We start from the raw sequence: 21,309 nt of genomic DNA, 5'->3' as shown, positions 1-21,309 counted from the left end.
CTCAGATCAATCATGGGGATCCCCTGCACTGCGGGCCATGGTGCGTGACATACTGCGTACGCGCTCCGCATCCCCCGTCGGAGCGACGGACCGACGCCGGGCGGCTCCCCCCGTGGCTGCCCGGCGTCGCCATGTTTGGATGGGGTTCGTGAACGACGAATCGCCGATCTGCTCCGCCAAGGGTTGCCGCGCCCCCGCCGTGTGGGTGCTCGCCTGGAACAACCCGAAGATCCACACGCCCGAGCGCCGCAAGACCTGGCTGGCGTGCGAGGAGCACCGCGAACACCTGTCGTCGTTCCTGGGCGTCCGCGGCTTCCTGAAGGACGTCGTGCGCTTCGAGGAGTGGGAGAAGAGCTCAGCCGCCGATGGCTGACATGGGCCGCTCGGGCTGCAGGAACGTGGGGTCGTCGAGGCCGGAGCCGGCCTTCTTGCCCCACATCGCCTTCCGCCAGAGCTCGGCGACCTCCTCGTCGGAGCCGCCGGAGCGCAGCGCGGCCCGCAGATCGGTCTCCTCGCGTGCGAACAGGCAGTTGCGCACCTGACCGTCGGCGGTGAGGCGGGTGCGGTCGCAGGCCCGGCAGAAGGGCCGCGTGACGGAGGCGATCACACCGACCCGGGCGGGGCCGCCGTCCACCAGCCAGCGTTCGGCGGGGGCGTGTCCCCGGGCCCCGTCGGGCTCGGGGGTCAGTGTGAAGCGGGTCCGCAGGCTCTCCAGGATCTCCTCGGCGGTGACCATGTCGCTGCGCTGCCAGCCGTGCTGGGCGTCCAGCGGCATCTGCTCGATGAAGCGCAGCTCGTAGCCGCGCTCCAGGGCCCAGGCCAGCAGCTCGGGGGCCTCGCCGTCGTTGACGCCGCGCATCAGCACGGTGTTGACCTTGACCGGGGTCAGACCCGCGGCGTGGGCGGCCTCGAGGCCGCGGACGACGTCCTCGTGCCGCTTGCGGCGGGTCAGGGTCTGGAAGACGTCGGGACGCAGGGTGTCCAGGGAGACGTTGACCCGGTCCAGCCCGGCCCCGCGCAGCGCCGCCGCGGTCCGGGCGAGGCCTATGCCGTTGGTGGTGAGGGAGAGCTTGGGGCGGGGCGCCAGCTCGGCGCAGCGCTGCACGATGCCGACGAGGCCGGGACGCAGCAGCGGCTCACCGCCGGTGAAGCGGACGTCCTCGACGCCGAGCAGGGTGACGGCGATCCCCACCAGCCGGACGATCTCGTCGTCGGTGAGCAGCTCGGGCTTGCCGAGCCACTGCAGGCCCTCCTCGGGCATGCAGTAGGTGCACCGCAGATTGCACCGGTCGGTCAGCGAGACCCGCAGGTCGGTCGCGATCCGGCCGTAGGTGTCGATCAGCACGGCGCGCCTCCCTGTACGGGTCGGTGGTGGGACGACAGTGCCGTCCCGTTACTTCGCAGCCTACGGGACGGCACTGACGTTCAACAGTCTGTTTAATGTGCCCCGGCTCCGGTGAGGGACCGGACCTCCAGCTCCGCGTACTTGCGGTCGGCGTCCTCCTCCGGCTTGGACAGGAGCGTGCCCACCACACCGAGCAGGAAACCGACGGGGATGGAGATGATCCCCGGGTTCTCCAGCGGGAACCAGTGGAAGTCGACGCCGGGGAACATCGCGGTCGCCTTGCCCGAGACCACGGGCGAGAAGACCACCAGGAACACGGAGGTGATCAGACCGCCGTAGATGCTCCACAGCGCGCCGGTGGTGTTGAAGCGCTTCCAGAACAGGCTGTAGAGGAGCGTCGGCAGGTTCGCGGAGGCCGCGACGGCGAAGGCCAGGGCGACCAGGAAGGCGATGTTGAGCTTGCCCGCGAAGATGCCGAGCAGGATCGCCACGGCCCCGATGGCGATCGCGGCGATCTTCGCCGCCGCGACCTCCTCCTTCTCGCTCGCCGTGCCCTTGCGGATGACGTTGGCGTACAGGTCGTGCGCGAAGGACGACGAGGAGGCGAGGGTGAGTCCCGCGACCACCGCCAGGATGGTCGCGAAGGCGACCGCGGAGATCACCGCGAGCAGGATCGCGCCGCCCGTGGAGTCCGCGCCGCCGCCGATCTCCTGGGCGAGCAGCGGGGCCGCGGTGTTGCCGGCCGCGTTGGAGGTGGTGATCGTCTCCGGGGTGAGCAGCGCGGCGGCCCCGAAGCCCAGCGCGATCGTCATCAGGTAGAAGCAGCCGATGATGCCGATCGCCCAGTTCACCGAGGTACGGGCGGCCCGGGCGGTGGGCACGGTGTAGAAGCGGATCAGGATGTGCGGCAGGCCGGCCGTGCCGAGGACGAGGGCCAGGCCCAGCGAGATGAAGTCGATCTTCGAGGTCGCCGTGACGCCGTACTTCAGCCCCGGCTCCAGGAAGGCCGCCCCCTTGCCGCTCTTCTCCGCGGCCGCGCCCAGCAGCGAGGACAGGTTCCAGTTGAACTTGGCGAAGACCAGGAAGGTGATCAGCAGGGTCCCGCCGATCAGCAGCACCGCCTTGACCATCTGCACCCAGGTGGTGCCCTTCATGCCGCCGATGGTCACGTACAGCACCATGACGACGCCGACGAGTATGACGATCAGACGGCGCGGTCCCTCGCCCGTGATGCCGAGCAGCAGGGCCACCAGTGCGCCCGCGCCCACCATCTGGGCCAGCAGGTAGAAGATGCTGACAACGATGGTCGAGATGCCCGCGGCCGTGCGCACCGGGCGCTGCCGCAGCCGGAAGGCGAGGGCGTCCGCCATGGTGAACCGGCCGGAGTTGCGCAGCGGTTCGGCGACCAGCAGCAGCGCCACCAGCCAGGCGACGAGGAAGCCGATCGAGTAGAGGAAGCCGTCGTAGCCGACGAGGGCGATGGAACCGGCGATGCCGAGGAAGGACGCGGCCGACATGTAGTCGCCGGAGATCGCCAGGCCGTTCTGGAAGCCGCTGAAGGAGCGTCCGCCGGCGTAGAAGTCGGTGGCGTCCTTGGTCTGGCGGCCCGCCCAGACGGTGATGCCGAGCGTCGCGACGACGAAGACCGAGAACAAGGTGATGATCAGCGGCCGGTGCTCGCTCGCGCCGACCGCGACCACCTGGACTCCCGTGGTGTGCAGCGCGGTCATGCGGTGGCCTCCGTGCTCTCGGTGTCGTCGGTGTCGTCGGCGCCCCTGGAACCAGTGCCTTCCAGGCGCGCCTTGATGGCGTCCGCGCGGGAGTCGAGCTTGGCGTTCGCGTGCCGGGAGTACCAGACGGCGATGCCGAAGGTGGTGGCGAACTGCGCGAGCCCGAAGACGAGGGCGACGTTGATGTGGCCCACGACCTTGGTGTCCATGAAGCCGCCGGCGTAGTTCGACAGCAGGACGTACAGCAGGTACCAGGTGATGAACGCGAACGTGAGCGGGAACGCGAACGAGCGGTATGAGCGGCGCAGTTGGGCGAACTCCGCGCTCGCCTGCACCTCGGCGTACGAGTCGGCAGACGGCGGACCGGAGCTTGCCGAAGGTCGTGCGGGGTCCACGATGCCTCCTGTGGGGCGGAGCTTGAGCGGGCATGAGCGGGCGACGCGACCCGCGTCGGCGCACACGGCGCCGACGTGAGCTACGTCACGTAAAGATCGGACCCGCGCATGGTAGAGGCGCGACCACGGCCTTCGACAGAGGGCGGTAGTTGAAAACTGGTTCTTCTTCGGCAACCGGAACTTGAGCTTTCTTTACCAATCCATTGATAGCGCGTGGACGGCGGCGATAGCTTCCAGCGTCATGTACCCGTCCAAGGGCAACCCTGCCCGGCTGGACGGGTGTTTGGACGATTGGAGATCCCATGGCTCCACTGCCCGGACGGCGCCGCGCCTTCGCGCTACCCATCGGATTCGCCGTGGCGAGTGCCCTCGCCTTCCTGCCGAACGCCGCCTCGGCCGCCACCGCCGGATCCGCCTCGGGCGGCGGCGGTGCCGTGTACGACGGCCCCTCGCTGTCGTACGTGGTCAACACCAGGACCGACCGGGGCACCGTCAAGTCCGTCGAGCGGGCCGTGTCCCGCAACGGCGGTGACGTCGTCACCACCTACGACCGGATCGGCGTGATCGTCGCCCACTCGGCCAACCCCGCGTTCGCCGGCGAGATGCGCAAGGTCCGCGGTGTGCAGACGGCCGGGGCGACCCGTACGGCCGCGCTGTCCACGGCGTCGACGACGGAGCTGGGCGCGGTGCAGGAGATCACGGCCGCCGACGCCGCGCGGGCGAAGGCCGCGGCCACCGCCGGGCAGGAGCCGATGGAGCCGGACCAGTGGGACCTGCCGGCCATCCGGGCCGACAAGGCCGCCCGGATCAACCCCGGCAGCCGCAAGGTCACCGTCGCCGTCATCGACACCGGCGTGGACGACACCCACCCGGACCTGACCGCGAACTTCTCGGCCTCACAGTCCGCCAACTGCGTGGGCGGCAAGGCCGACACCAGCCCGGGCGCCTGGCGTCCGTACACGCCGGACGCCTACCACGGCACACACGTCGCGGGTGAGATCGCCGCGGCGCGCAACGGGATGGGCGTGGCCGGCGTCGCCCCGGGTGTGAAGGTCGCCTCCATCAAGGTGGCCGACCCCGTCACCCAGTTGTTCTTCCCGGAGAGCGTGGTCTGCGCCTTCGTCTTCGCCGCCGACCACGGCGTCGAGATCACCAACAACAGCTACTACATCGACCCGTGGCTCTACAACTGCTTCGGCGACCCCGACCAGCGGGCCATCGTCGACGCCGTCAACCGGGCCGCGCAGTACTCCCACAAGAAGGGCGTGCTGAACGTCGCCTCCGCGGGCAACTCCAACCACGACCTCGACTCCGACGCGATCGTGGACGCGACGAGCCCCGACGACACCACCCCGGTCACCCGGACGATCGACCCGCACGTCTGCTGGGACATCCCGACCCAGCTGCCGGGCGTGGTCACCGTCTCCGCGACCGGCGTGCAGAAGCTGAAGTCGTACTACTCCAGCTACGGCCTGGGCGTCGTCGACGTCGCGGCCCCCGGCGGCGACCGCTACCAGATCCCCGCCACGCCCTCGGCCAACGGACGCATCCTGTCCACCCTGCCCGGCAACACCTACGGCTACCTGCAGGGAACGTCGATGGCCAGCCCGCACGTGGCCGGCGTCGCCGCGCTGATCAAGAGCCGCCACCCGCACGCCTCGCCGGAGCAGCTGCAGTGGATGCTCAAGGCCCAGGCGGACGACCCGGGTTGCCCGACGGGGCTGTACGACCCGGACGGCAACGGAGTGCAGGACGCCACCTGCACCACCGGGCGGCACGTGAACAGCTTCTACGGCCACGGCGTCGTCGACGCCCTGGACGCCGTCACCAGGTGACGCCTCGCGGGTGACGCGTCGTACCCGGCACAAGGGGAGCGCCCGGCGGGATACCCGCCGGGCGCTCCACCGTCCCGGACCGGGTCAGGCCCTGACGAGGACCTTCAGCGCGATCCGCTCGTCCATCGCCTTGTAGCCGCCCGGGACTCCGTCCAGGCCGACGGTGAGGTCGAAGACCGGGGACGGGTCGATCGTCCCGTCGAGGATGTCGGGGAGCAGTTCGGGGATGTAGGTGCGGACCGGGGCGACGCCACCGCGCAGGGAGACGTTGCGGTCGAACATGTCGCTCAGGTCGAGGCCGGTGCCGCTGCCGTGCGGGACGCCGACGTAGCCGACGGCGCCGCCGTCGCGGGCGACGGCGACCGCGGTGCGCATCGACTGCTCGGTGCCGACGGCCTCGATGACGGCGTGGGCGCCGTGTCCGCCGGTCAGTTCACGGACCGCCGCGACGGCCGCCTCGCCGCGCTCGGCGACGACGTCGGTGGCCCCGAAGGCGCGGGCGACGGTGGTGCGGTCCTCGTGCCGGCCGAGTGCGATGATCCGCTCCGCGCCGAGCCGCCGGGCGGCGAGCACCCCGCACAGGCCCACCGCGCCGTCGCCCACCACCGCGACGGTGGCGCCGGGCCGCACACCAGCGCCGACCGCGGCGTGGTGGCCGGTGCCCAGCACGTCGGAAAGGGTGAGCAGACCGGCCAGCAGGCGCTCGTCGGACAGCGCCTCCGCGGGCAGCCGCACCAAGGTGGCGTCCGCGAACGGCACGCGTACGGCCTCGCCCTGGCCGCCGTCGGAGCCGACCTGGCCCCAGAAGCCGCCGGCCGGGCAGGAGGTCGTCAGGCCCTCCGCGCAGTAGGCGCACGTGCCGTCGGACCACACGAAGGGCGAGACGACCAGGTCGCCGGGCTTAAGCCCGGACACCTCGGAGCCGGTCTCCTCCACGACGCCCAGGAACTCGTGCCCGATGCGCTGTCCCGGCTGCCGGGCCGACTCACCGCGGTACGCCCACAGGTCGCTGCCGCAGATGCAGGCCAGCACCACGCGCACCACCGCGTCGGTGGGCTGCCGGACCGCCGGGTCCGGCACCTCCTCCACCCGGATGTCGTGGGGGGCGTGGATCACGGTGGCGCGCATACGGAGGTCGTCCTCGCTGCTGGTGCGAATGGGGTCGTACCACCGTACCGGCCGGTAGCAAGCAGGAACTGCGCGCCGAGGTAGGTGAACATGATCCAGAAGCCGGCCGCCGGCAGCTGCGGCAAGTCGGCGAGCCGGGTCGCGAGCAGGGTGTCCGAGAGCAGGAAGAGCGCCCCGCCCACCGCGACCGCCCGCCGGCCGGACGCGGCCGCTGCGGTCGCCGTGGCCGTCAACAGCAGGCTGTACACGGCGACCGGGATCCGCAGCCCGGAGGGCAGACCGGACCACACCACGAGGAGCACGGCGAGCCAGACGACCGCGTAGCAGGCCGCCGTCACGGCCGCTCGGCGCCGGTCGGCGAAGGCCCCGCGCGCGGTGAGGAGTGTGAGGTAACAGACGTGCCCGGCCGCGAAGGCGCCCATCCCGGCGAGGAAGGACGTGTCCCCGCCGAGCTGCAGCAGCACGTCCCCGGCCCAGCCGCACAGCAACGCCGCGACCAGCAGCCGGGGGCCGCCGCGCAGCGCCGCGCAGGCCGCGAGCAGCGGCACCAGGACGGGCTTGGTGAGGTGGTCGGCCGTCGCGGAGCCCGCGAGCTGCGCGGCCAGGTGCACGGCGGCGGCCACCGCGAAGACGGCCAGTGCCGCACGGGCGGCCCGCTCCCGCGTCACGCCGCCGGCTCCTCTCCCCGCGGACTCCAGCCGGGGCCGCGCAGGACGTGGCCCGCGCGGTCCCGCCAGCCGCGGGCGCCGGCGACGTCGCGGGCGATGGCGGCGTACTCGTGGGTGGCCACCCGCAGCGGGTTGAACGTGGCGATGTTCTTGGTGAGGCCGAAGACCGGACGCTCCCCCTCCGCCGCGAAGGACCCGAACAGCCGGTCCCAGACGATCAGGATGCCGCCGAAGTTGCGGTCCAGGTAGCCGCCCTGCGAGGCGTGGTGGACGCGGTGGTGCGAGGGGGTGTTGAGGACGTACTCGACCGGGCGCGGCAGCCTGTCGACGCGCTCGGTGTGGATCCAGAACTGGTAGACGAGGTTGAGCGAGGAGCAGAACGCCAGTGCCGCCGGGTGCACCCCGCAGGCGATCACCGGCAGGTAGAACACCCACGACGTCATGCCGGTCCACGGCTGGCGCAGCGCGGTGGAGAGGTTGAAGTTCCGGCTGGAGTGGTGCACCACGTGGCTCGCCCACAGGATGCGGACCACGTGGTGGCCGCGGTGCTGCCAGTAGTAGAAGAAGTCCTGCGCCACCAGCATCAGCGGGATCGTCCACCAGTGCACGGGCACCCGGAACGGGGTGAGCTCGTACACGGCGGTGTAGACCGCGACGATCGGGATCTTCCAGAGGAAGTCGAAGAACAGGCTGCCGAGTCCCATCGACAGGCTCGTCGCGGTGTCCTTGGCGGTGTACCCGACGGCGTCCTCGTCCGGATGGATCCGGTAGCTGATCAGCTCCAGGACGGTGAGCAGCACGAACGCGGGTATGGACCACATCACGGCATCGGGGAGTTGCGGCATGCGCGCACCTTAAGGGCGCGTGGCGGCCCCGGCTAGGGGTCGTTACCGATCGGTTCTACCCGGGGGTACCGGCGGTAATCCGCACGGCCGGCCGGCCCCGCCGGGGCGGTTGCCCAACCAAGCCCGTGGGGCGGGTGGTTGACGAGGCGGACGGCCGCGTCACGCCTCGGGCACGCCGTCCCGGGCGGCCCGTCCGCGGAGTCATCCGACGGTGCGCCAGGGCCGGGTGGCGGCGAGTACTGTCGGTGGCCGCCCGTATTGTGTTCCTCCATGCACGCGCCCCAGCTTCCGCAACCGTCGTGGCCAGAGGCCTACCCCGACGGATACGCCGTCGTGGACGTCGAGACCACCGGCCTCGGCCGCGACGACCGGATAGTGTCCGCGGCCGTCTACCGGCTGGACGCGCACGGCGAGGTGCAGGACCACTGGTACACCCCCGTCAACCCGCAGCGGGACCCGGGCCCGGTGTGGATCCACGGCCTCACCTCGGAGATGCTCGCCGACGCCCCGCTCTTCGGCGAGGTCGCCGCCGAGCTGGCGGAACGGCTGTCGGACCGGGTGTTCGTCGCCCACAACGCGGTCTTCGACTGGTCCATGCTCGCCCGGGAGTTCGCGCGGGCCGGCACCGTGGCGCCCGTGCAGCACCGGCTGTGCACCATCGTGCTCTCCAAGGCCCTCGCGCTGCCGCTGGCCAACCACAAGCTGGAGTCCCTGGCCGCGCACTTCGGCGTCGTCCAGCAGCGCGCCCACCACGCGCTGGACGACGCACGCGTGCTGGCGGAGGTGTTCCGGCCCAGCCTGCGCCAGGCCGCGGCAGGCGGACTCCAGCTGCCGCTGCACGCCTGCCGCCCGCTGACGGAGTGGATCGACACGGCCGCCCCCGCGCAGTCGGCCGCCGCGGGCTACCGCAGCACGTACCGGCCGATGAGCTGGCGCCCCTCGCGGCGGCGGCCGGCCTGCCCCTACCCCAACCCGGGGCGGCTGGAGTCCGGGGGACCCCTCGTCCAGGGGATGCGGGTCGCCTTTTCGGGCGACACGAGCATCGACCGCGAGCTGCTGGAGGACCGCGCCACCGAGGCGGGGCTGCACGTGTCGTCCTCGGTGAGCCGGCTGACCAGCCTCCTGGTGACCAACGACCCCGACTCGCTCACCACGAAGGCCGTGCGGGCCCGGCAGCTCGGCACCCCGGTCGTCGACGAGCGCCGCTTCGCCCGGTTGCTGGGCGACGTCGCCCCCGCGCCGGACGTGCACGGCTGACGCCGCCGTTCGAGTGGTGCGCCCGCGACGCACCCGGTCACCGATTGCCGCACCAGGGCCCGGCCCGCACCCTGGGCCTCATGGCCCGATGCGAAGTATGCGGAAACGACTACGTGATGAGCTTCGAAGTGCACGCCCAGGGGGCCGTGCACGTCTTCGACAGCTTCGAGTGCGCCATCCACCGGATGGCGCCCATCTGCGAGCACTGCCGGGTGCGGATCGTCGGCCACGGGGTCGAGGTCGACGGCCACTGGTACTGCGGCGGTCACTGTTCGAAGGCGGAGGGCCGCAGCGGCATCGTCGACCGGGTCGGCTCGCTGCCCGGTGGCGGCTGACCGCGGCGCCGCCGGCGACCGACGGTCCCGGTGACGGCCGGTGACCCCGGCACGGCAACCGCCCGACCCCTCCGGAGAGCGCCCCGCGACCGAGTTGTACGGTCATGGGGTGTACCGCTTCCTGTTGTCCCGGCAGTGGGTGATCCTCACCCTCATCGGACTGCTCCTGATGCCCGTCATGGTCAAGCTGGGCTACTGGCAGTTGCACCGGCACGAGCGCCGGGTGGCCAGCAACCACCTGATCGCGGACAACCTGGAGGCGAAGCCCGTCCCCGTGGAGTCGCTGACCGCCCCCGGCACGGCCGTGCCGAAGCGGGAGGTCTACCGCACGGTCACCGCGACCGGGCACTACGACACCGCGCACGAGGTCGTCGCCCGCCAGCGCACCGCCGCCGACGGGGACAGCATCGGCTACCACGTGATCACCCCGCTGGTCCTGGCCGACGGCCGGTCGGTGCTGGTCAACCGGGGCTGGATCCCGGCCGGCACCGACCTGACGAAGGTCCCGAAGGTCCCGGCGGCCCCGTCGGGCGAGGTCACCGTCACCGGCCGGCTGCGCCCGGACGAGACCACGGCGGCGACCGGCATCCGGAACAAGGGCGGACTGCCCGACCGCATGATCATGCTGATCAACAGCACGCTGGTGGCCGAGGAGCTGCCCTCTTCGGAGCGACCGGTCGGCGGCTACGTCGAGCTGACGACGACCTCCCCCAAGCCCTCGGGGCGGCAGCCCGAACTGATCCCGGACCCCGACCACGGCAGCATCGGCATGCACATGGGGTATGCGATCCAGTGGTGGCTGTTCACCGCCATGGTGCCGGTCGGCTGGGTCATCCTCGTCCGCCGGGAGCGGCGGGAGCGGCTCGCCGCCCTCGACGCGGCTCCGGAGGAGACGGGCGGTACGGCGGAGCCTGCCGTCGCTGCGGTCGCGTCGCCTTAGCGCCGGGGGCACCCTCGTAGAGCGGGGACCCTCGTACGAGGGAGAGACGGAGGCCGACCGTGGCGGCACTGATCGAGGACTACGCGATCATCGGCGACCTGCAGACCGTCGCCCTGGTCTCCCGGAGCGGCTCCCTCGACTGGCTCTGCCTGCCGCGCTTCGACTCCCCCGCCTGCTTCGCCGCACTGCTGGGCGACGAGGACAACGGCAACTGGCGGATCGCCCCGGACTCGGCCTGGCGCGAGGAGCCCTGCACGAGCCGCGCCTACCGCGACGGCACCCTGGTGCTGGAGAGCGTGTGGGAGACGCGGGACGGCGCCGTCAAGGTGATCGACTTCATGCCGCAGCGCGACCGGGCCCCTGACGTGATGCGCATCGTCGAGGGCGTGCGCGGGAGCGTCGCGATGACCAGCGAGCTGCGGCTGCGCTTCGACTACGGGCGGGTCGTCCCCTGGGTGCGCCGCACCGACGGCCACCGCGTCGCCATCGCCGGGCCGGACTCGGTGTGGCTGCGGACCGAACCCCAGGTGCCCATGTACGGCAAGGGCTTCGCGACGTACGCCGACTTCACCGTCGCCGAGGGCGAGCGGGTGGCCTTCGTCCTGACCTGGCACCCCTCCCACGAGAGCCGGCCCCGCCTGATCGACCCCTTCCGGGCGCTGGAGCAGAGCTGCGCCGACTGGGAGTCCTGGTCGGCCAAGTGCCGCTACGAAGGTCCCTGGCGGGACGCGGTGCTGCGCTCGCTGATCACCCTCAAGGCGCTCACGTACGCGCCCAGCGGCGGCATCGCCGCGGCGGCGACCTCCTCGCTGCCCGAGGAGATCCGCGGGGTGCGGAACTGGGACTACCGCTTCTGCTGGCTGCGCGACGCGACGCTCACCCTGAACGTGCTGGTGGAGACCGGCTACCTCAAGGAGGCCTACCACTGGCGTGACTGGCTGCTGCGTGCCGTCGCCGGCGACCCTTCCGACCTGCAGATCATGTACGGGCTGGCGGGCGAGCGCCGGCTGCCGGAGGAGGAACTGGACTGGCTGACGGGGTACGAGGCGTCCCTGCCGGTGCGGACCGGCAACGCCGCGGCCAAGCAGCTCCAGCTCGACGTCTACGGCGAGGTCCTCGACTCGCTCTTCCTCGCCCGCAGCTTCGGGCTGCGCGACGAACCGCACGCCTGGGCGGTGCAGCGCACGCTGATGGACTTCCTGGAGACCAAGTGGCACGAGCCCGACGAGGGCCTGTGGGAGGTGCGGGGCGAACGGCGGAACTTCGTGCACTCCAAGGTGATGGCGTGGGTGGCGGCCGACCGGGCGGTACGCACCCTGGAGAACCAGCCGCACCTGTCGGGCGACGCGGACTCCTGGCGGGCGATGCGCAGCGAGGTGCACCGCGAGGTGTGCCGCAAGGGCTTCGACCGGGAGCGCAACACCTTCACCCAGTACTACGGCTCCAAGGAGCTGGACGCGGCGACCCTGCTCATCCCGCAGGTGGGCTTCCTGCCCGTCACCGACAGCCGGGTGGTGGGCACGGTGGAGGCGGTACGGCGGGAACTGGACCACGGCGGCTTCGTCCGGCGCTACACCCTGGAGGACAGCAGCGTGGACGGGCTGCCCGGCGGCGAAGGCGCCTTCCTGGCCTGCTCGTTCTGGCTCGCGGACGCGCTGCACCGGATCGGCCGCGTCGACGAGGCCCGCGAGCTGTTCGAACGGCTGCTGGGCCTGCGCAACGACGTCGGCCTGCTGGCGGAGGAGTGGGACCCGGTCGAGCGGCGCCAGTTGGGCAACTTCCCGCAGGCGTTCAGCCACATCGGCCTGGTCAACACCGCGCTCACGCTGTCCGGTCGCGACGGAGGACGATGACGCATGGACCTCGGGCTGAAGGACAGGGTGTACGTCGTGACGGGCGCGACCCGCGGGCTGGGCCTCGCCGCCGCGCGGGAACTGGCGGCCGACGGTGCTCGGGTGGTCGTCGGCGGCCGTGGCGAGGCGTCGGTGGCCGGCGCCGTCGCGGCTCTGGGCGGCGCGGATCGGGCGACCGGCGTCGTCGCCGACAACGCCGAACCGCAGGCGCCGGAACGGCTGGTCGCCGCCGCCCGGCGGGCGTTCGGCAGGCTCGACGGCTTCCTCATCAGCGTGGGCGGTCCGCCCGCGGGCGACACCGACGTCATCGGGGACGACCAGTGGCGTGCCGCGTTCGAGTCCGTCTTCCTCGGTGCCGTACGGCTGTCCCGGGCGGCCGCCGACGAGCTCGGCGAGGGCGGCGTCATCGGCTTCGTGCTCTCCGGCTCGGTCTACGAGCCGATCCCCGGGCTCGCGGTCTCCAACGGGCTGCGGCCGGGCCTGGCGGGCTACGCCAAGAACCTCGCCAACGAGCTGGGGCCGCGCGGCATCCGCGTGGTGGGGCTGCTGCCCGCCCGGATCGACACCGACCGCGTGCGCGAGCTCGACGCCCGCACCGGCGACGCGGAGGCCGCCCGCGCCCGTCTCAGCGAGCGCATCCCGCTGCGCCGCTACGGCACCCCGGAGGAGTTCGGCCGTGCCGCGGCGTTCCTGCTGTCGCCCGCGGCGTCCTACCTGACGGGGATCATGCTCCCCGTGGACGGCGGGGCCCGGAGCGGCTTCTGAGCCCCGTCCCGGCGTGGACGTCCGCCCCCGCGGCGGTCAACTGACGCGGGCCGCGCGGTGACTGACGGCGCGCAGGCGGGCCTCGGCGGGGAGCAGGGGGAGGCCGGCGCTGACGCGTGCGCTGTCGAGGACGGCGGAGTCGAGCGCGGCGAGGACGTCGCCGGGGACGGCGTGCGGGGACAGGGCGAGCTGGAGCCGGGCGCGGGGTGCGGTGGGCGTGCCCATGAGCGCGGTGGTGGCGTGGTCGACGCCGTGGAGCTGCTCGGCGTCGGCGGCGATGATCTCCTCCAGGGCGCGGCCGCGCAGCAGGACCAGGCCGTCCTCGTCGGCGTCCACCGCCAGCCGGCGCAGCCTGCGGTCGCGCACCTGGGCGAGCAGCCACCACAGGGCGCACAGCAGGGCCAGGGCCAGCACGCCGATCACCACCGGCCACCACCACGAGGTGCCCTCGTAGCGGGTCCGGTCGCCCTCGCTGAGCAGCACGTCGTCCCGCCCCGTGTACGGCCGGTGCAGCAGTCCCGTCGCGGAGCACAGCACAACGGTGCCGCCCAGCACCAGGAGCAGCCCGGTGAGGGCGAGGACGACCCGGTTGACAGTGGCGCGCACGGCGCCTCACCCCTCTCCGACACGGCGGACGTGCAGCGCGAGGCCGAGCGGCCGGGCCAGGCCCAGCTGCTCCACGGCCTGGTTCAGGGCCGCCACGAGTTCGGCGTGGACCACCTCCGTCTCCCGGAAGGCGATCACGGCACGCACCGTCGCGGTGCGGCGGGTGACCGTGACACGCGCCGAGCGCACCCCGGAGACCTCCACCGCGCGGTCCCGCAGGGTGAGTTCGGCGGCGTGGCGGTCGAGTCCGGCCCGTACGGGCGCCGTTCCGGCGCGCATGGGGAGGACGTCGCGGAGCCCGGGGGTGACGGCGAGGACGAGCAGCCACAGCCCCAGCACGACCGCCACGCAGGCCCCGGCGAGGATCCACGGGTCGTCCAGCGGGCGGGTGGCCAGTTGCTCCGTGAGGGCCCGGCGCCAGGCCGTCCCGGGCCGTCCGGCGCGTACCGCGGCGATGTCGTAGAGCAGCAGCCCGGCCAGGAGGGCCAGGAGCCCGGCCGTGACCGCGGCCGGGAGCCGGCGCGGGGACCAGAAGCGCCGCGCGCGGGAGCGGCGCCGCGCCGGTGCGGGCGGCTGGGGCTCGGCCGGCGGGAGGGGCGCCGGGGCGGGTTCGTTCACCGGACCCTCGCCTCCTGCGCGAGGTGGACGGCCCGCGAGTGCAGGCGTTCGACCTCCACGGTCACCCCGAGGACCGCGACGCCCGTCAACTCCTGGACACGGAACATGACATGGCGGCGCACCGACCGGCACACCGCCGCGATGTCCACCGGGTAGCCGAGTTCGACGGAGAGCCGTACGTACACCTGCTCGCGGTGGACGGAGACGCCGGCCTGGGGGCGCGCGCCGCGCGGCACGTACTCCCGTCCGGGGGCGTCGGCGAGGGCCTCGCGGGCCGCCTGGGAGGCGATCTTCGCCAGCACGCGGTCGGCGAGGCGCAGCGAGCCGCGCTCCGCGGGGGCGTGCGGCGGTGAGGGGGGCGTCGGCGCCGGCGCCGCGGCCGTCATCTTCGTGGCTCACCGCCTCCGGTCACGGCTGCGGAAGAACTCCCCGGGCTCCAGGTCGCCGTCGAGGAACCGGCCGACGACGAACCCGACGGCGCCGAGCGCCGCCACCAGCAGGAAGGCCGCGAACCCGCCGAAGAACCCGGCGAATCCGAGCGCCATCCCGACGATCAAGCCGAGCACGGCCATGCTCATCGTTCCGCTCCCTGTGTCCCACCCGGGGCCCGTCACTGGACCCGCTGCTCCTGGTCGTCGTCGTCCGTGTCCTCGGGGAGCTTGACGTCGCCCACCGCGATGTTGACCTCGATGACCTCCAGGCCGGTCATCCGTTCCACCGCCGCGATGACGTTCTCGCGCACCCCGTGCGCGACCGCCACGATGGAGACCCCGTAGTCGACGACGATGTCCAGGTCGAGGGCCGCCTGCACCTCGCCGACCTCCGCCCGCACCCCGCGGGTCACGGACCTGCCGCCCGGCACCCGGTCGCGGACCGCGCCGAAGCCGCGGGAGACGCCGGAGCCGAGGGCGTGCACGCCCTCCACGTCGCGCGCCGCGAGCCCGGCGATCTTCTCGACCACGCCGTCCGCGATGGTGGTGCGCCCGCGTGTCGCGGGATCGCCCAGGGGCGCGCGCCGCCCTGACGTGCCGTTTCCGGCCGGGCTGCTCCCCTTCTCCAGGGTCCGGCCCCCCTCCGCCTGCGGAGCGGTCTCGGTCATCGCACCTCTTCCCTTCGGGTTTCCGACGGCGGGAGCGGTACGGGCTGCTCCGTGCACCACACTATGTGGGCATGCCCCGTCGCGCCGTGAGGATGCAGCGATCAGGGACAGGATGGCGGCACGCGCGCACGCGCGCGGCGGAGGGAGACGAGGGCCGATGACCGCGGACCGGCTGGCTCGTGCGGTGCGCCGGCAACTCGGGCACGGCCGGGTCCTCCCCCTGGGCGGGCCCGCGGACACGGCGTGGGTCACCGAGCAGGCGGCGGCCGGGATGCTGCGCGCGGCCGCCGAGGCGGTGCCCGGGATCCGCCTGGGCGCACTGCGCGTCGGCACGGTGGACGCGCCGAACGGCCCCGACGGCGAACCGTGCGACGTGGCCGGAACGCTGCCGGAGTCGGCGCCCGCTGGGGCCCTGCCGAGGCGGCCGCTGCGCGTGGAGGCCCGCTTCGAGGCCACCCCGGAGCGCCCGTTGCCGGAGTCGGCCGGGCGGCTGCGCGACGCACTGTGGCGGGCGGCCACCGAGGGCCTCGGGCTGGAACCGGAGGCGATCGACCTGGCGGTCACCGGGCTGCTGGACGGCGACGCCGCCCCGGCGGAGCACCCCGCGCAGGCCGTCGAACCGCCGGAGGACCCCGGCCCCCCGGAGGGCGCGGTGCCGGCCACCACCGCGGGCCGCGCCGCGACGCGGGTCCCCGGGGTCGCCGGGCTGACCTCGCGGCTCGGCGGGCAGCGCCATCCGTCGCAGGTGCAGATCGCGGTGGCCGCGGGTCACCGCGCCCTGGACGTCGCGCGGGCGGTGGCCCTGGCGGTGACGGCCGTGACGCAGGACGTCACGACCGTCGTGGTCACCGACATCGGCGCAGGCTGAGCACGCCGCGGCCGGGCGCGGCACCCGGGCTGTCCAGGGCCGTGCGGTGCCCGGCCGACGGCGTGATCCTGCCGGCGACGGCCGGTCGGCCCACCGCCACCGCGGCGACGCCGTCGCAGCTGCTGCACTGGTCGCGGAGACGCACGAGCGGCCCGGGCCCGCACGTCAGCGGACCGGCGTCCCCGTCGCGAGGCCGGGCCCGCGCTCGGGCGCCCCGGCGACGTACGACGCGTGAAACAGGCCGGGCGGCTACTCCCCCACGCCCGCCAGGTCCCGCAGGCGGCGGCCCTGGGCGGCGCGCTCGGCCACGCGCTGCTCCTCGTACGTACGGCCGGAGGCCTCGCGCAACAGGGCCTTCGTCTCGATCACGGCGTCGCGGGGCGCGGCCAGCAGCGCGCCCGCCAGGTCCTTGACGGTGGCGTCCAGCTCGGCCGCGGGGACGGCGACATTGGCGAGACCGGTGGCGCAGGCCTCCTCGGCGCCGACGTAGCGGCCCGTGGCGCAGATCTCCAGCGCCCGGGCGTAGCCGACCAGTTCGGTCAGCGGCTTGGTGCCGGCGAGGTCGGGGACCAGGCCCAGGCTGGTCTCGCGCATGGCGAACTGCACGTCGTCGGCGACGACGCGCAGGTCGCAGGCGAGGGCCAGCTGGAAGCCCGCCCCGATGGCATGCCCCTGCACCGCGGCGATGGTGACGAGGTCGTTCCGCCGCCACCAGGTGAAGGCCGACTGGTACTCGGCGATGGTCGCGTCGAGTTCGCCCTCGGGAGCGCGCGCGAGGTCGATGAACGACGGCTCGCCGTCGAAGCCCTCGGGCGTGAAGGCCTGCCGGTCCAGCCCCGCGGAGAAGGACACGCCCTCCGCGCGGAGCACGACGACCCTGACGCTGCCCGGGAGCAGCCGACCGGCCTCGACCAGCGCCCGCCACAGGGCGGGCGACTGGGCGTTGCGCTTGGCCGCGTTGCACAGCGTGACGGTTGCGACGGAATCCTCCGTCACGAGTCGTACGCCGTCACGTTCCAGCAGCACAGTGGGGTCGGACATCGGGCACCTCCTGGCGATCCGCAGTCTGGATTACCGAAGAGTAACCACCCGGTCGGCCGTTCCCGCGACCGGGTGGTTCTGCCACGACTCCGAGCCGCTGCGCAAGGAGCCCGGCCGCGTCAGGCCGTGGAAACCTTCTTGCCCCGTGTCGCTCCGCCGCGACCGCGCAGGGTCACGCCGGACTCACTGAGCATCCGGTGGACGAAGCCGTACGAGCGGCCGGTCTCCTCGGCCAGCGCCCGGATGCTTGCTCCGCCGTCGTACTTCTTCTTGAGGTCTGCCGCGAGCTTTTCGCGCGCGGGGCCGGTCACCCGGCTGCCCTTCTTCAGAGTCTCGGCCACCCGTGCCTCCTCTAGGGAAGTGCGCTCTGTGACTCTCATGATCACCCCTAGGAGACTTCCTGGCCACCCATTCGGCAAGGTCCGTGCGACAACATTTGGCGCCCCGTTGACGCGAACACGCGGTGCCGGAGGGGTGGAATCCGGCATTCCGCACAGCCTTCCCGGGCCGCCTCCCGAGTGCCGCGGAGAAAGAGCAGGTCATCCGGGCCGGTAAGGAGTTCTCTCATGTGACGCGGCTGATCCGCTCGTACGTCCGGTATTTCGCACGTTCCCGCGCCGGAGTACGAGCCCGTCTCACACAGATGAAGGATCACCCGTCGGCCGAATGATCCAGTGGAGTGATCCACACGGATGATCGGCCGCGGGCCCCGGAAGGATCAGGCGAGCGCGACGAGGTCGGCGTAGTCCTGGCCCCACAGGTCCTCGACGCCGTCGGGCAGGAGGATGATCCGCTCGGGCTGGAGGGCCTCCACCGCGCCCTCGTCGTGGGTGACGAGGACGACCGCGCCCGTGAAGGTGCGCAGCGCGCCGAGGATCTCCTCGCGGCTGGCCGGGTCGAGGTTGTTGGTGGGCTCGTCGAGCAGCAGCACGTTGGCGCTGGAGACGACGAGCGTGGCCAGCGCGAGCCGGGTCTTCTCGCCGCCGGACAGCACGCCTGCGGGCTTGTCGACGTCGTCCCCGGAGAAGAGGAACGAGCCGAGGATCTTGCGGACGGCGACCAGGTCCATGTCCGGGGCCGCGGAGCGCATGTTCTCCAGCACGGTGCGGTCGGCGTCGAGGGTCTCGTGCTCCTGGGCGTAGTAGCCGAGCTTGAGGCCGTGGCCCGGGACGACCGCACCGGTGTCCGGCTGCTCCACGCCCGCCAGCAGCCGCAGCAGCGTCGTCTTGCCGGCGCCGTTGAGGCCGAGGATGACCACCCGGGAGCCCTTGTCGATGGCCAGGTCGACGTCGGTGAAGATCTCCAGCGAGCCGTACGACTTGGACAGCCCCTCGGCCGTGAGCGGGGTCTTGCCGCACGGCGCGGGGTCGGGGAAGCGCAGCTTGGCGACCTTGTCGGACTGCCGCACCGCCTCCAGGCCCGACAGCAGCTTGTCCGCGCGGCGCGCCATGTTCTGGGCGGCGACCGTCTTGGTGGCCTTGGCGCGCATCTTGTCGGCCTGGGCGTTGAGGGTCGCGGCCTTCTTCTCGGCGTTGGCGCGCTCGCGCTTGCGGCGCTTCTCGTCGGCCTCGCGCTGGGTGAGGTACTGCTTCCAGCCCATGTTGTAGACGTCGATCTGGGAGCGGTTGGCGTCCAGGTAGAAGACCTTGTTGACGACCGTCTCGACCAGGTTGATGTCGTGGGAGATGACGATGAAGCCGCCGCGGTAGGTCTTGAGGAAGTCCCGCAGCCACAGGATGGAGTCGGCGTCGAGGTGGTTGGTCGGCTCGTCGAGCAGCAGGGTGTCGGCGTCCGAGAAGAGGATGCGGGCCAGCTCGACGCGGCGGCGCTGACCGCCGGAGAGGGTGTGCAGCGGCTGGGCCAGGACGCGGTCGGGCAGGCCCAGGGCGGCGGCGATGGTGGCGGCCTCGGCCTCGGCGGCGTAGCCGCCCTTGGTGAGGAACTCGGTCTCCAGGCGCGCGTACTTCTTCATCGCGTTGTCGCGGGTGGCGCCCTTGCCGTTGGCCATCCGCTCCTCGTTCTCGCGCATCTTGCGCAGGACGGTGTCCAGGCCGCGGGCGGAGAGGATGCGGTCGCGGGCCAGGACGTCGAGGTCGCCGGTGCGCGGGTCCTGGGGCAGATAACCGACCTCACCGGAACGCGTCACGGTGCCGGCGGCGGGCAGGCCCTCGCCCGCGAGCACCTTGGTGAGGGTGGTCTTGCCGGCGCCGTTGCGGCCGACCAGGCCGACGCGGTCGCCGCGGGCGATGCGGAAGGAGGCGGACTCGATGAGGACGCGGGCTCCGGCGCGCAGCTCGATGCCGGTGGCAGTAATCACGGGAAGAAACTCCTGGGCGTGGCGGACGGCAGTCGGACGGGGGTTCGCGGTGGTCGCGGTCGGACGCCGTCTAATGCGTGCGGATCACTGCCATGCCTCCAGTCTACCGGGGGCGGCACGGGTGCCCGGCAAGCGGTTTTCGGCCGGTGGGCCGGGACGGGCCCGGGGCGGGGGCCGCCCCACCGGCCGCGACGGGCCGGGAGGGACACGACGGCCGATAATCGGAGGTATGCAGTTCGACGACGACGCATCGCTCGACACGTCCCAGGTGGAGGACCAGCGGAGCGGCGGACGGTTCGGCGGCAGGCCGCGGGGCAAGGCGGTCGGTGGTGGTCTGATCGGGCTGATCGTCGTGGTGATCGGGCTGATCTTCGGCATCAGCCCCGACCAGCTGGGGCTCTCCTCGGATCCCCCGCGTCAGGCCCCGGGCACCACCTCGGGCTCGGACCTCGCCGAAGGCTGCCGCACCGGCGCGGACGCCAACGCGCGCCAGGAGTGCCGCATGGTCGCGGTGATCAACAACGTGCAGGCGTACTGGTCCTCGGAGTTCCGCAAGCGCGGCATGACCTACGAACCCGCGCCGACCGTCTTCTTCGACCAGCCGATCCGCACCGGGTGCGGGGTCGCGGACCCCGCATCGGGGCCGTTCTACTGCCCCGTGGACCGCAAGGTCTACCTGGACCTCGACTTCTTCTCCACGCTGACCAGCCGCTTCGGCGCGGAGGGCGGGCCGTTCGCCGAGAGCTACGTCGTCGCGCACGAGTACGGGCACCACGTGCAGGACCTGGTGGGGACGCTGGGCAAGGCGCAGGACCGGCTCACCGGCCCGAGCAGCAACTCCGTGCGCGTGGAGCTGCAGGCCGACTGCTACGCGGGCGTGTGGGCGCACAACGCCACCCGGACCCTGGACGAGGACACGGGCAGCCCGATGATCAGCGCGCTCGACGAGGACGACATCCGGCGGGGGCTGGACGCGGCCGCGGCGGTCGGCGACGACGCGATCCAGTCCCGGGTGCAGGGCCGGGTGACCCCGGAGTCCTGGACCCACGGCTCGTCGGCGCAGCGGCAGCAGTGGTTCACCACCGGGCTGGACAGCGGCGACCCCGGCGACTGCGACACGTTCGCGCGGTGACGGGTTACGGGTGGCCTGACCGGGCGCTTTGTCCGTGCGCGGGGCCATTGTCGGACCCCCCTGCCAGACTGTGATCCACGTCGCACAGGACGTCAGGTCCCGGAAGGGGAGAGTGATCGTCATGGCCCGCGAGGCAACCGCACCCACCGTCTGCCCGACGCTGCGCTACAAGGACGCGAAGGCCGCCGTGGTCTTCCTCGAGGAGGCCTTCGGCTTCACCGAGGTCGCGGTGCACGAGGGCGAGGACGGCGTGGTGGAGCACGCGGAACTCGCGTACGGCAACGGCGTGGTGATGCTCGGCAGCGAGCGGTCGGGCACCGCCTTCAGCCGGATCGCCGCGGGCCTGGGCGCCGCGTCGGTGTACGTCGTCGTGGAGGACGCCGACGCCCACCACGAGCGTGCCGTCGCCGCCGGGGCCGAGGTCGTGCTGCCGCTCACCGACCAGGAGTACGGGTCGCGGGACTACACGGCCCGCGACCCGGAGGGCAACCTCTGGTCCTTCGGCACGTACGTGCCGCGGATACCGGGGTAG

General features: G+C 72.7%; 24 protein-coding genes. 10 read left to right on the top strand and 14 right to left on the bottom strand.

Annotated elements, in window-relative coordinates:
- The first annotated feature begins 139 nt into the window (after positions 1 to 139).
- Positions 140 to 373 (top strand): hypothetical protein, encoded by a 234-nt coding sequence (locus ABZ479_RS25140; protein ID WP_500463652.1) that lies wholly within the window; start codon positions 140 to 142, stop codon positions 371 to 373.
- Here ABZ479_RS25140 and moaA read toward each other — a convergent pair.
- The 3 genes from moaA to ABZ479_RS25125 form a co-directional block, all read right to left on the bottom strand.
- A complete protein-coding gene (gene moaA / locus ABZ479_RS25135; RefSeq protein WP_500463651.1) occupies positions 356 to 1,345 on the bottom strand; it encodes a GTP 3',8-cyclase MoaA in 990 nt (329 codons plus the stop codon). The two genes, ABZ479_RS25140 and moaA, sit on opposite strands and share 18 nt — an antisense overlap.
- A gap of 92 nt (positions 1,346 to 1,437) precedes the next feature.
- Positions 1,438 to 3,075 carry a monocarboxylic acid transporter gene (locus tag ABZ479_RS25130; protein ID WP_499606230.1) on the bottom strand — a complete coding sequence of 546 codons (1,638 nt, stop codon included), beginning with the start codon at positions 3,073 to 3,075 and terminating at the stop codon, positions 1,438 to 1,440.
- Positions 3,072 to 3,470, bottom strand: a complete 399-nt coding sequence (locus tag ABZ479_RS25125) for a DUF485 domain-containing protein (RefSeq protein ID WP_499606229.1) — start codon at positions 3,468 to 3,470, stop codon at positions 3,072 to 3,074. The genes ABZ479_RS25130 and ABZ479_RS25125 overlap by 4 nt, the downstream gene beginning before the upstream one ends.
- 302 nt (positions 3,471 to 3,772) lie before the next feature.
- Here ABZ479_RS25125 and ABZ479_RS25120 point away from each other — a divergent pair, with 302 nt between their 5' ends.
- On the top strand, positions 3,773 to 5,305 hold the full coding sequence (locus ABZ479_RS25120) for a S8 family peptidase (protein ID WP_500463650.1): 1,533 nt from the start codon (positions 3,773 to 3,775) through the stop codon (positions 5,303 to 5,305).
- A gap of 84 nt (positions 5,306 to 5,389) precedes the next feature.
- On the opposite strand, the gene ABZ479_RS25115 is transcribed toward ABZ479_RS25120, so the two are convergent.
- The 3 genes from ABZ479_RS25115 to ABZ479_RS25105 are packed head-to-tail and all read right to left on the bottom strand — an operon-like array spanning position 5,390 to position 7,946.
- Positions 5,390 to 6,433 (bottom strand): zinc-dependent alcohol dehydrogenase family protein, encoded by a 1,044-nt coding sequence (locus tag ABZ479_RS25115; protein WP_500463649.1) that lies wholly within the window; start codon positions 6,431 to 6,433, stop codon positions 5,390 to 5,392.
- The gene (locus ABZ479_RS25110; protein ID WP_500463648.1) at positions 6,418 to 7,101 is read right to left on the bottom strand and encodes a lysoplasmalogenase; all 684 of its coding nucleotides are present in this window, start codon (positions 7,099 to 7,101) and stop codon (positions 6,418 to 6,420) included. The genes ABZ479_RS25115 and ABZ479_RS25110 overlap by 16 nt, the downstream gene beginning before the upstream one ends.
- On the bottom strand, positions 7,098 to 7,946 hold the full coding sequence (locus ABZ479_RS25105) for a sterol desaturase family protein (protein WP_500463647.1): 849 nt from the start codon (positions 7,944 to 7,946) through the stop codon (positions 7,098 to 7,100). The genes ABZ479_RS25110 and ABZ479_RS25105 overlap by 4 nt, the downstream gene beginning before the upstream one ends.
- A 270-nt stretch (positions 7,947 to 8,216) precedes the next feature.
- On the opposite strand from ABZ479_RS25105, the gene ABZ479_RS25100 reads away from it, so the two are divergent.
- The 5 genes from ABZ479_RS25100 (at position 8,217) to ABZ479_RS25080 (ending at position 13,096) form a co-directional block, all read left to right on the top strand.
- A complete protein-coding gene (locus ABZ479_RS25100) occupies positions 8,217 to 9,203 on the top strand; it encodes a DEDDh family exonuclease (protein ID WP_500463646.1) in 987 nt (328 codons plus the stop codon).
- A gap of 80 nt (positions 9,204 to 9,283) precedes the next feature.
- On the top strand, positions 9,284 to 9,538 hold the full coding sequence (locus ABZ479_RS25095; RefSeq protein WP_431963558.1) for a metallothionein: 255 nt from the start codon (positions 9,284 to 9,286) through the stop codon (positions 9,536 to 9,538).
- A gap of 109 nt (positions 9,539 to 9,647) precedes the next feature.
- Positions 9,648 to 10,478: an SURF1 family cytochrome oxidase biogenesis protein gene (locus ABZ479_RS25090; protein WP_500463645.1), complete on the top strand. Its 831-nt coding sequence runs from the start codon at positions 9,648 to 9,650 to the stop codon at positions 10,476 to 10,478.
- Between the two features lie 59 nt (positions 10,479 to 10,537).
- Positions 10,538 to 12,331 carry a glycoside hydrolase family 15 protein gene (locus tag ABZ479_RS25085; RefSeq protein ID WP_500463644.1) on the top strand — a complete coding sequence of 598 codons (1,794 nt, stop codon included), beginning with the start codon at positions 10,538 to 10,540 and terminating at the stop codon, positions 12,329 to 12,331.
- 3 nt (positions 12,332 to 12,334) lie between these two features.
- Positions 12,335 to 13,096, top strand: a complete 762-nt coding sequence (locus ABZ479_RS25080; RefSeq protein WP_500463643.1) for an SDR family oxidoreductase — start codon at positions 12,335 to 12,337, stop codon at positions 13,094 to 13,096.
- Positions 13,097 to 13,132: 36 nt separating this feature from the next.
- On the opposite strand, the gene ABZ479_RS25075 is transcribed toward ABZ479_RS25080, so the two are convergent.
- The 5 genes from ABZ479_RS25075 to ABZ479_RS25055 are packed head-to-tail and all read right to left on the bottom strand — an operon-like array spanning position 13,133 to position 15,419.
- Positions 13,133 to 13,702 (bottom strand): alkaline shock response membrane anchor protein AmaP, encoded by a 570-nt coding sequence (locus ABZ479_RS25075; RefSeq protein ID WP_500463642.1) that lies wholly within the window; start codon positions 13,700 to 13,702, stop codon positions 13,133 to 13,135.
- Between the two features lie 6 nt (positions 13,703 to 13,708).
- On the bottom strand, positions 13,709 to 14,320 hold the full coding sequence (locus ABZ479_RS25070; RefSeq protein WP_500463641.1) for a DUF6286 domain-containing protein: 612 nt from the start codon (positions 14,318 to 14,320) through the stop codon (positions 13,709 to 13,711).
- Positions 14,317 to 14,706, bottom strand: a complete 390-nt coding sequence (locus ABZ479_RS25065) for an Asp23/Gls24 family envelope stress response protein (protein WP_500463640.1) — start codon at positions 14,704 to 14,706, stop codon at positions 14,317 to 14,319. Before ABZ479_RS25065 ends, ABZ479_RS25070 begins: the two co-directional genes overlap by 4 nt.
- Positions 14,707 to 14,715: 9 nt before the next feature.
- Positions 14,716 to 14,898, bottom strand: coding sequence for a hypothetical protein (locus ABZ479_RS25060; protein ID WP_499606216.1), 183 nt, complete (start codon positions 14,896 to 14,898; stop codon positions 14,716 to 14,718).
- Positions 14,899 to 14,930: 32 nt separating this feature from the next.
- A complete protein-coding gene (locus ABZ479_RS25055; RefSeq protein ID WP_499606215.1) occupies positions 14,931 to 15,419 on the bottom strand; it encodes an Asp23/Gls24 family envelope stress response protein in 489 nt (162 codons plus the stop codon).
- A gap of 157 nt (positions 15,420 to 15,576) precedes the next feature.
- On the opposite strand from ABZ479_RS25055, the gene ABZ479_RS25050 reads away from it, so the two are divergent.
- Positions 15,577 to 16,287, top strand: coding sequence for a hypothetical protein (locus ABZ479_RS25050; protein ID WP_500463639.1), 711 nt, complete (start codon positions 15,577 to 15,579; stop codon positions 16,285 to 16,287).
- Between the two features lie 249 nt (positions 16,288 to 16,536).
- Here the strand turns inward: ABZ479_RS25050 and ABZ479_RS25045 are convergent, their stop codons facing one another.
- From ABZ479_RS25045 to ABZ479_RS25035, 3 genes are all read right to left on the bottom strand, one after another.
- Complete coding sequence (locus ABZ479_RS25045; protein WP_500463638.1) at positions 16,537 to 17,328, bottom strand: enoyl-CoA hydratase/isomerase family protein; 792 nt, start codon at positions 17,326 to 17,328, stop codon at positions 16,537 to 16,539.
- Between the two features lie 119 nt (positions 17,329 to 17,447).
- Entirely contained in the window at positions 17,448 to 17,669 is a 222-nt protein-coding gene (locus tag ABZ479_RS25040) for a helix-turn-helix domain-containing protein (RefSeq protein ID WP_499606212.1), read from the bottom strand.
- 377 nt (positions 17,670 to 18,046) lie between these two features.
- Entirely contained in the window at positions 18,047 to 19,645 is a 1,599-nt protein-coding gene (locus ABZ479_RS25035; protein WP_500463637.1) for an ABC-F family ATP-binding cassette domain-containing protein, read from the bottom strand.
- Between the two features lie 229 nt (positions 19,646 to 19,874).
- On the opposite strand from ABZ479_RS25035, the gene ypfJ reads away from it, so the two are divergent.
- Both ypfJ and ABZ479_RS25025 read left to right on the top strand, forming a co-directional pair.
- Entirely contained in the window at positions 19,875 to 20,777 is a 903-nt protein-coding gene (gene ypfJ, locus ABZ479_RS25030; RefSeq protein WP_499606210.1) for a KPN_02809 family neutral zinc metallopeptidase, read from the top strand.
- 121 nt (positions 20,778 to 20,898) lie between these two features.
- Positions 20,899 to 21,309, top strand: a complete 411-nt coding sequence (locus tag ABZ479_RS25025) for a VOC family protein (RefSeq protein ID WP_500463636.1) — start codon at positions 20,899 to 20,901, stop codon at positions 21,307 to 21,309.

Source organism: Streptomyces sp. NPDC005722, assembly GCF_040630935.1.
GTDB lineage: Bacteria > Actinomycetota > Actinomycetes > Streptomycetales > Streptomycetaceae > Actinacidiphila.
Note: the sequence above shows the minus strand (reverse complement) of the source record. Positions and strands in the feature narration are given on the sequence as shown.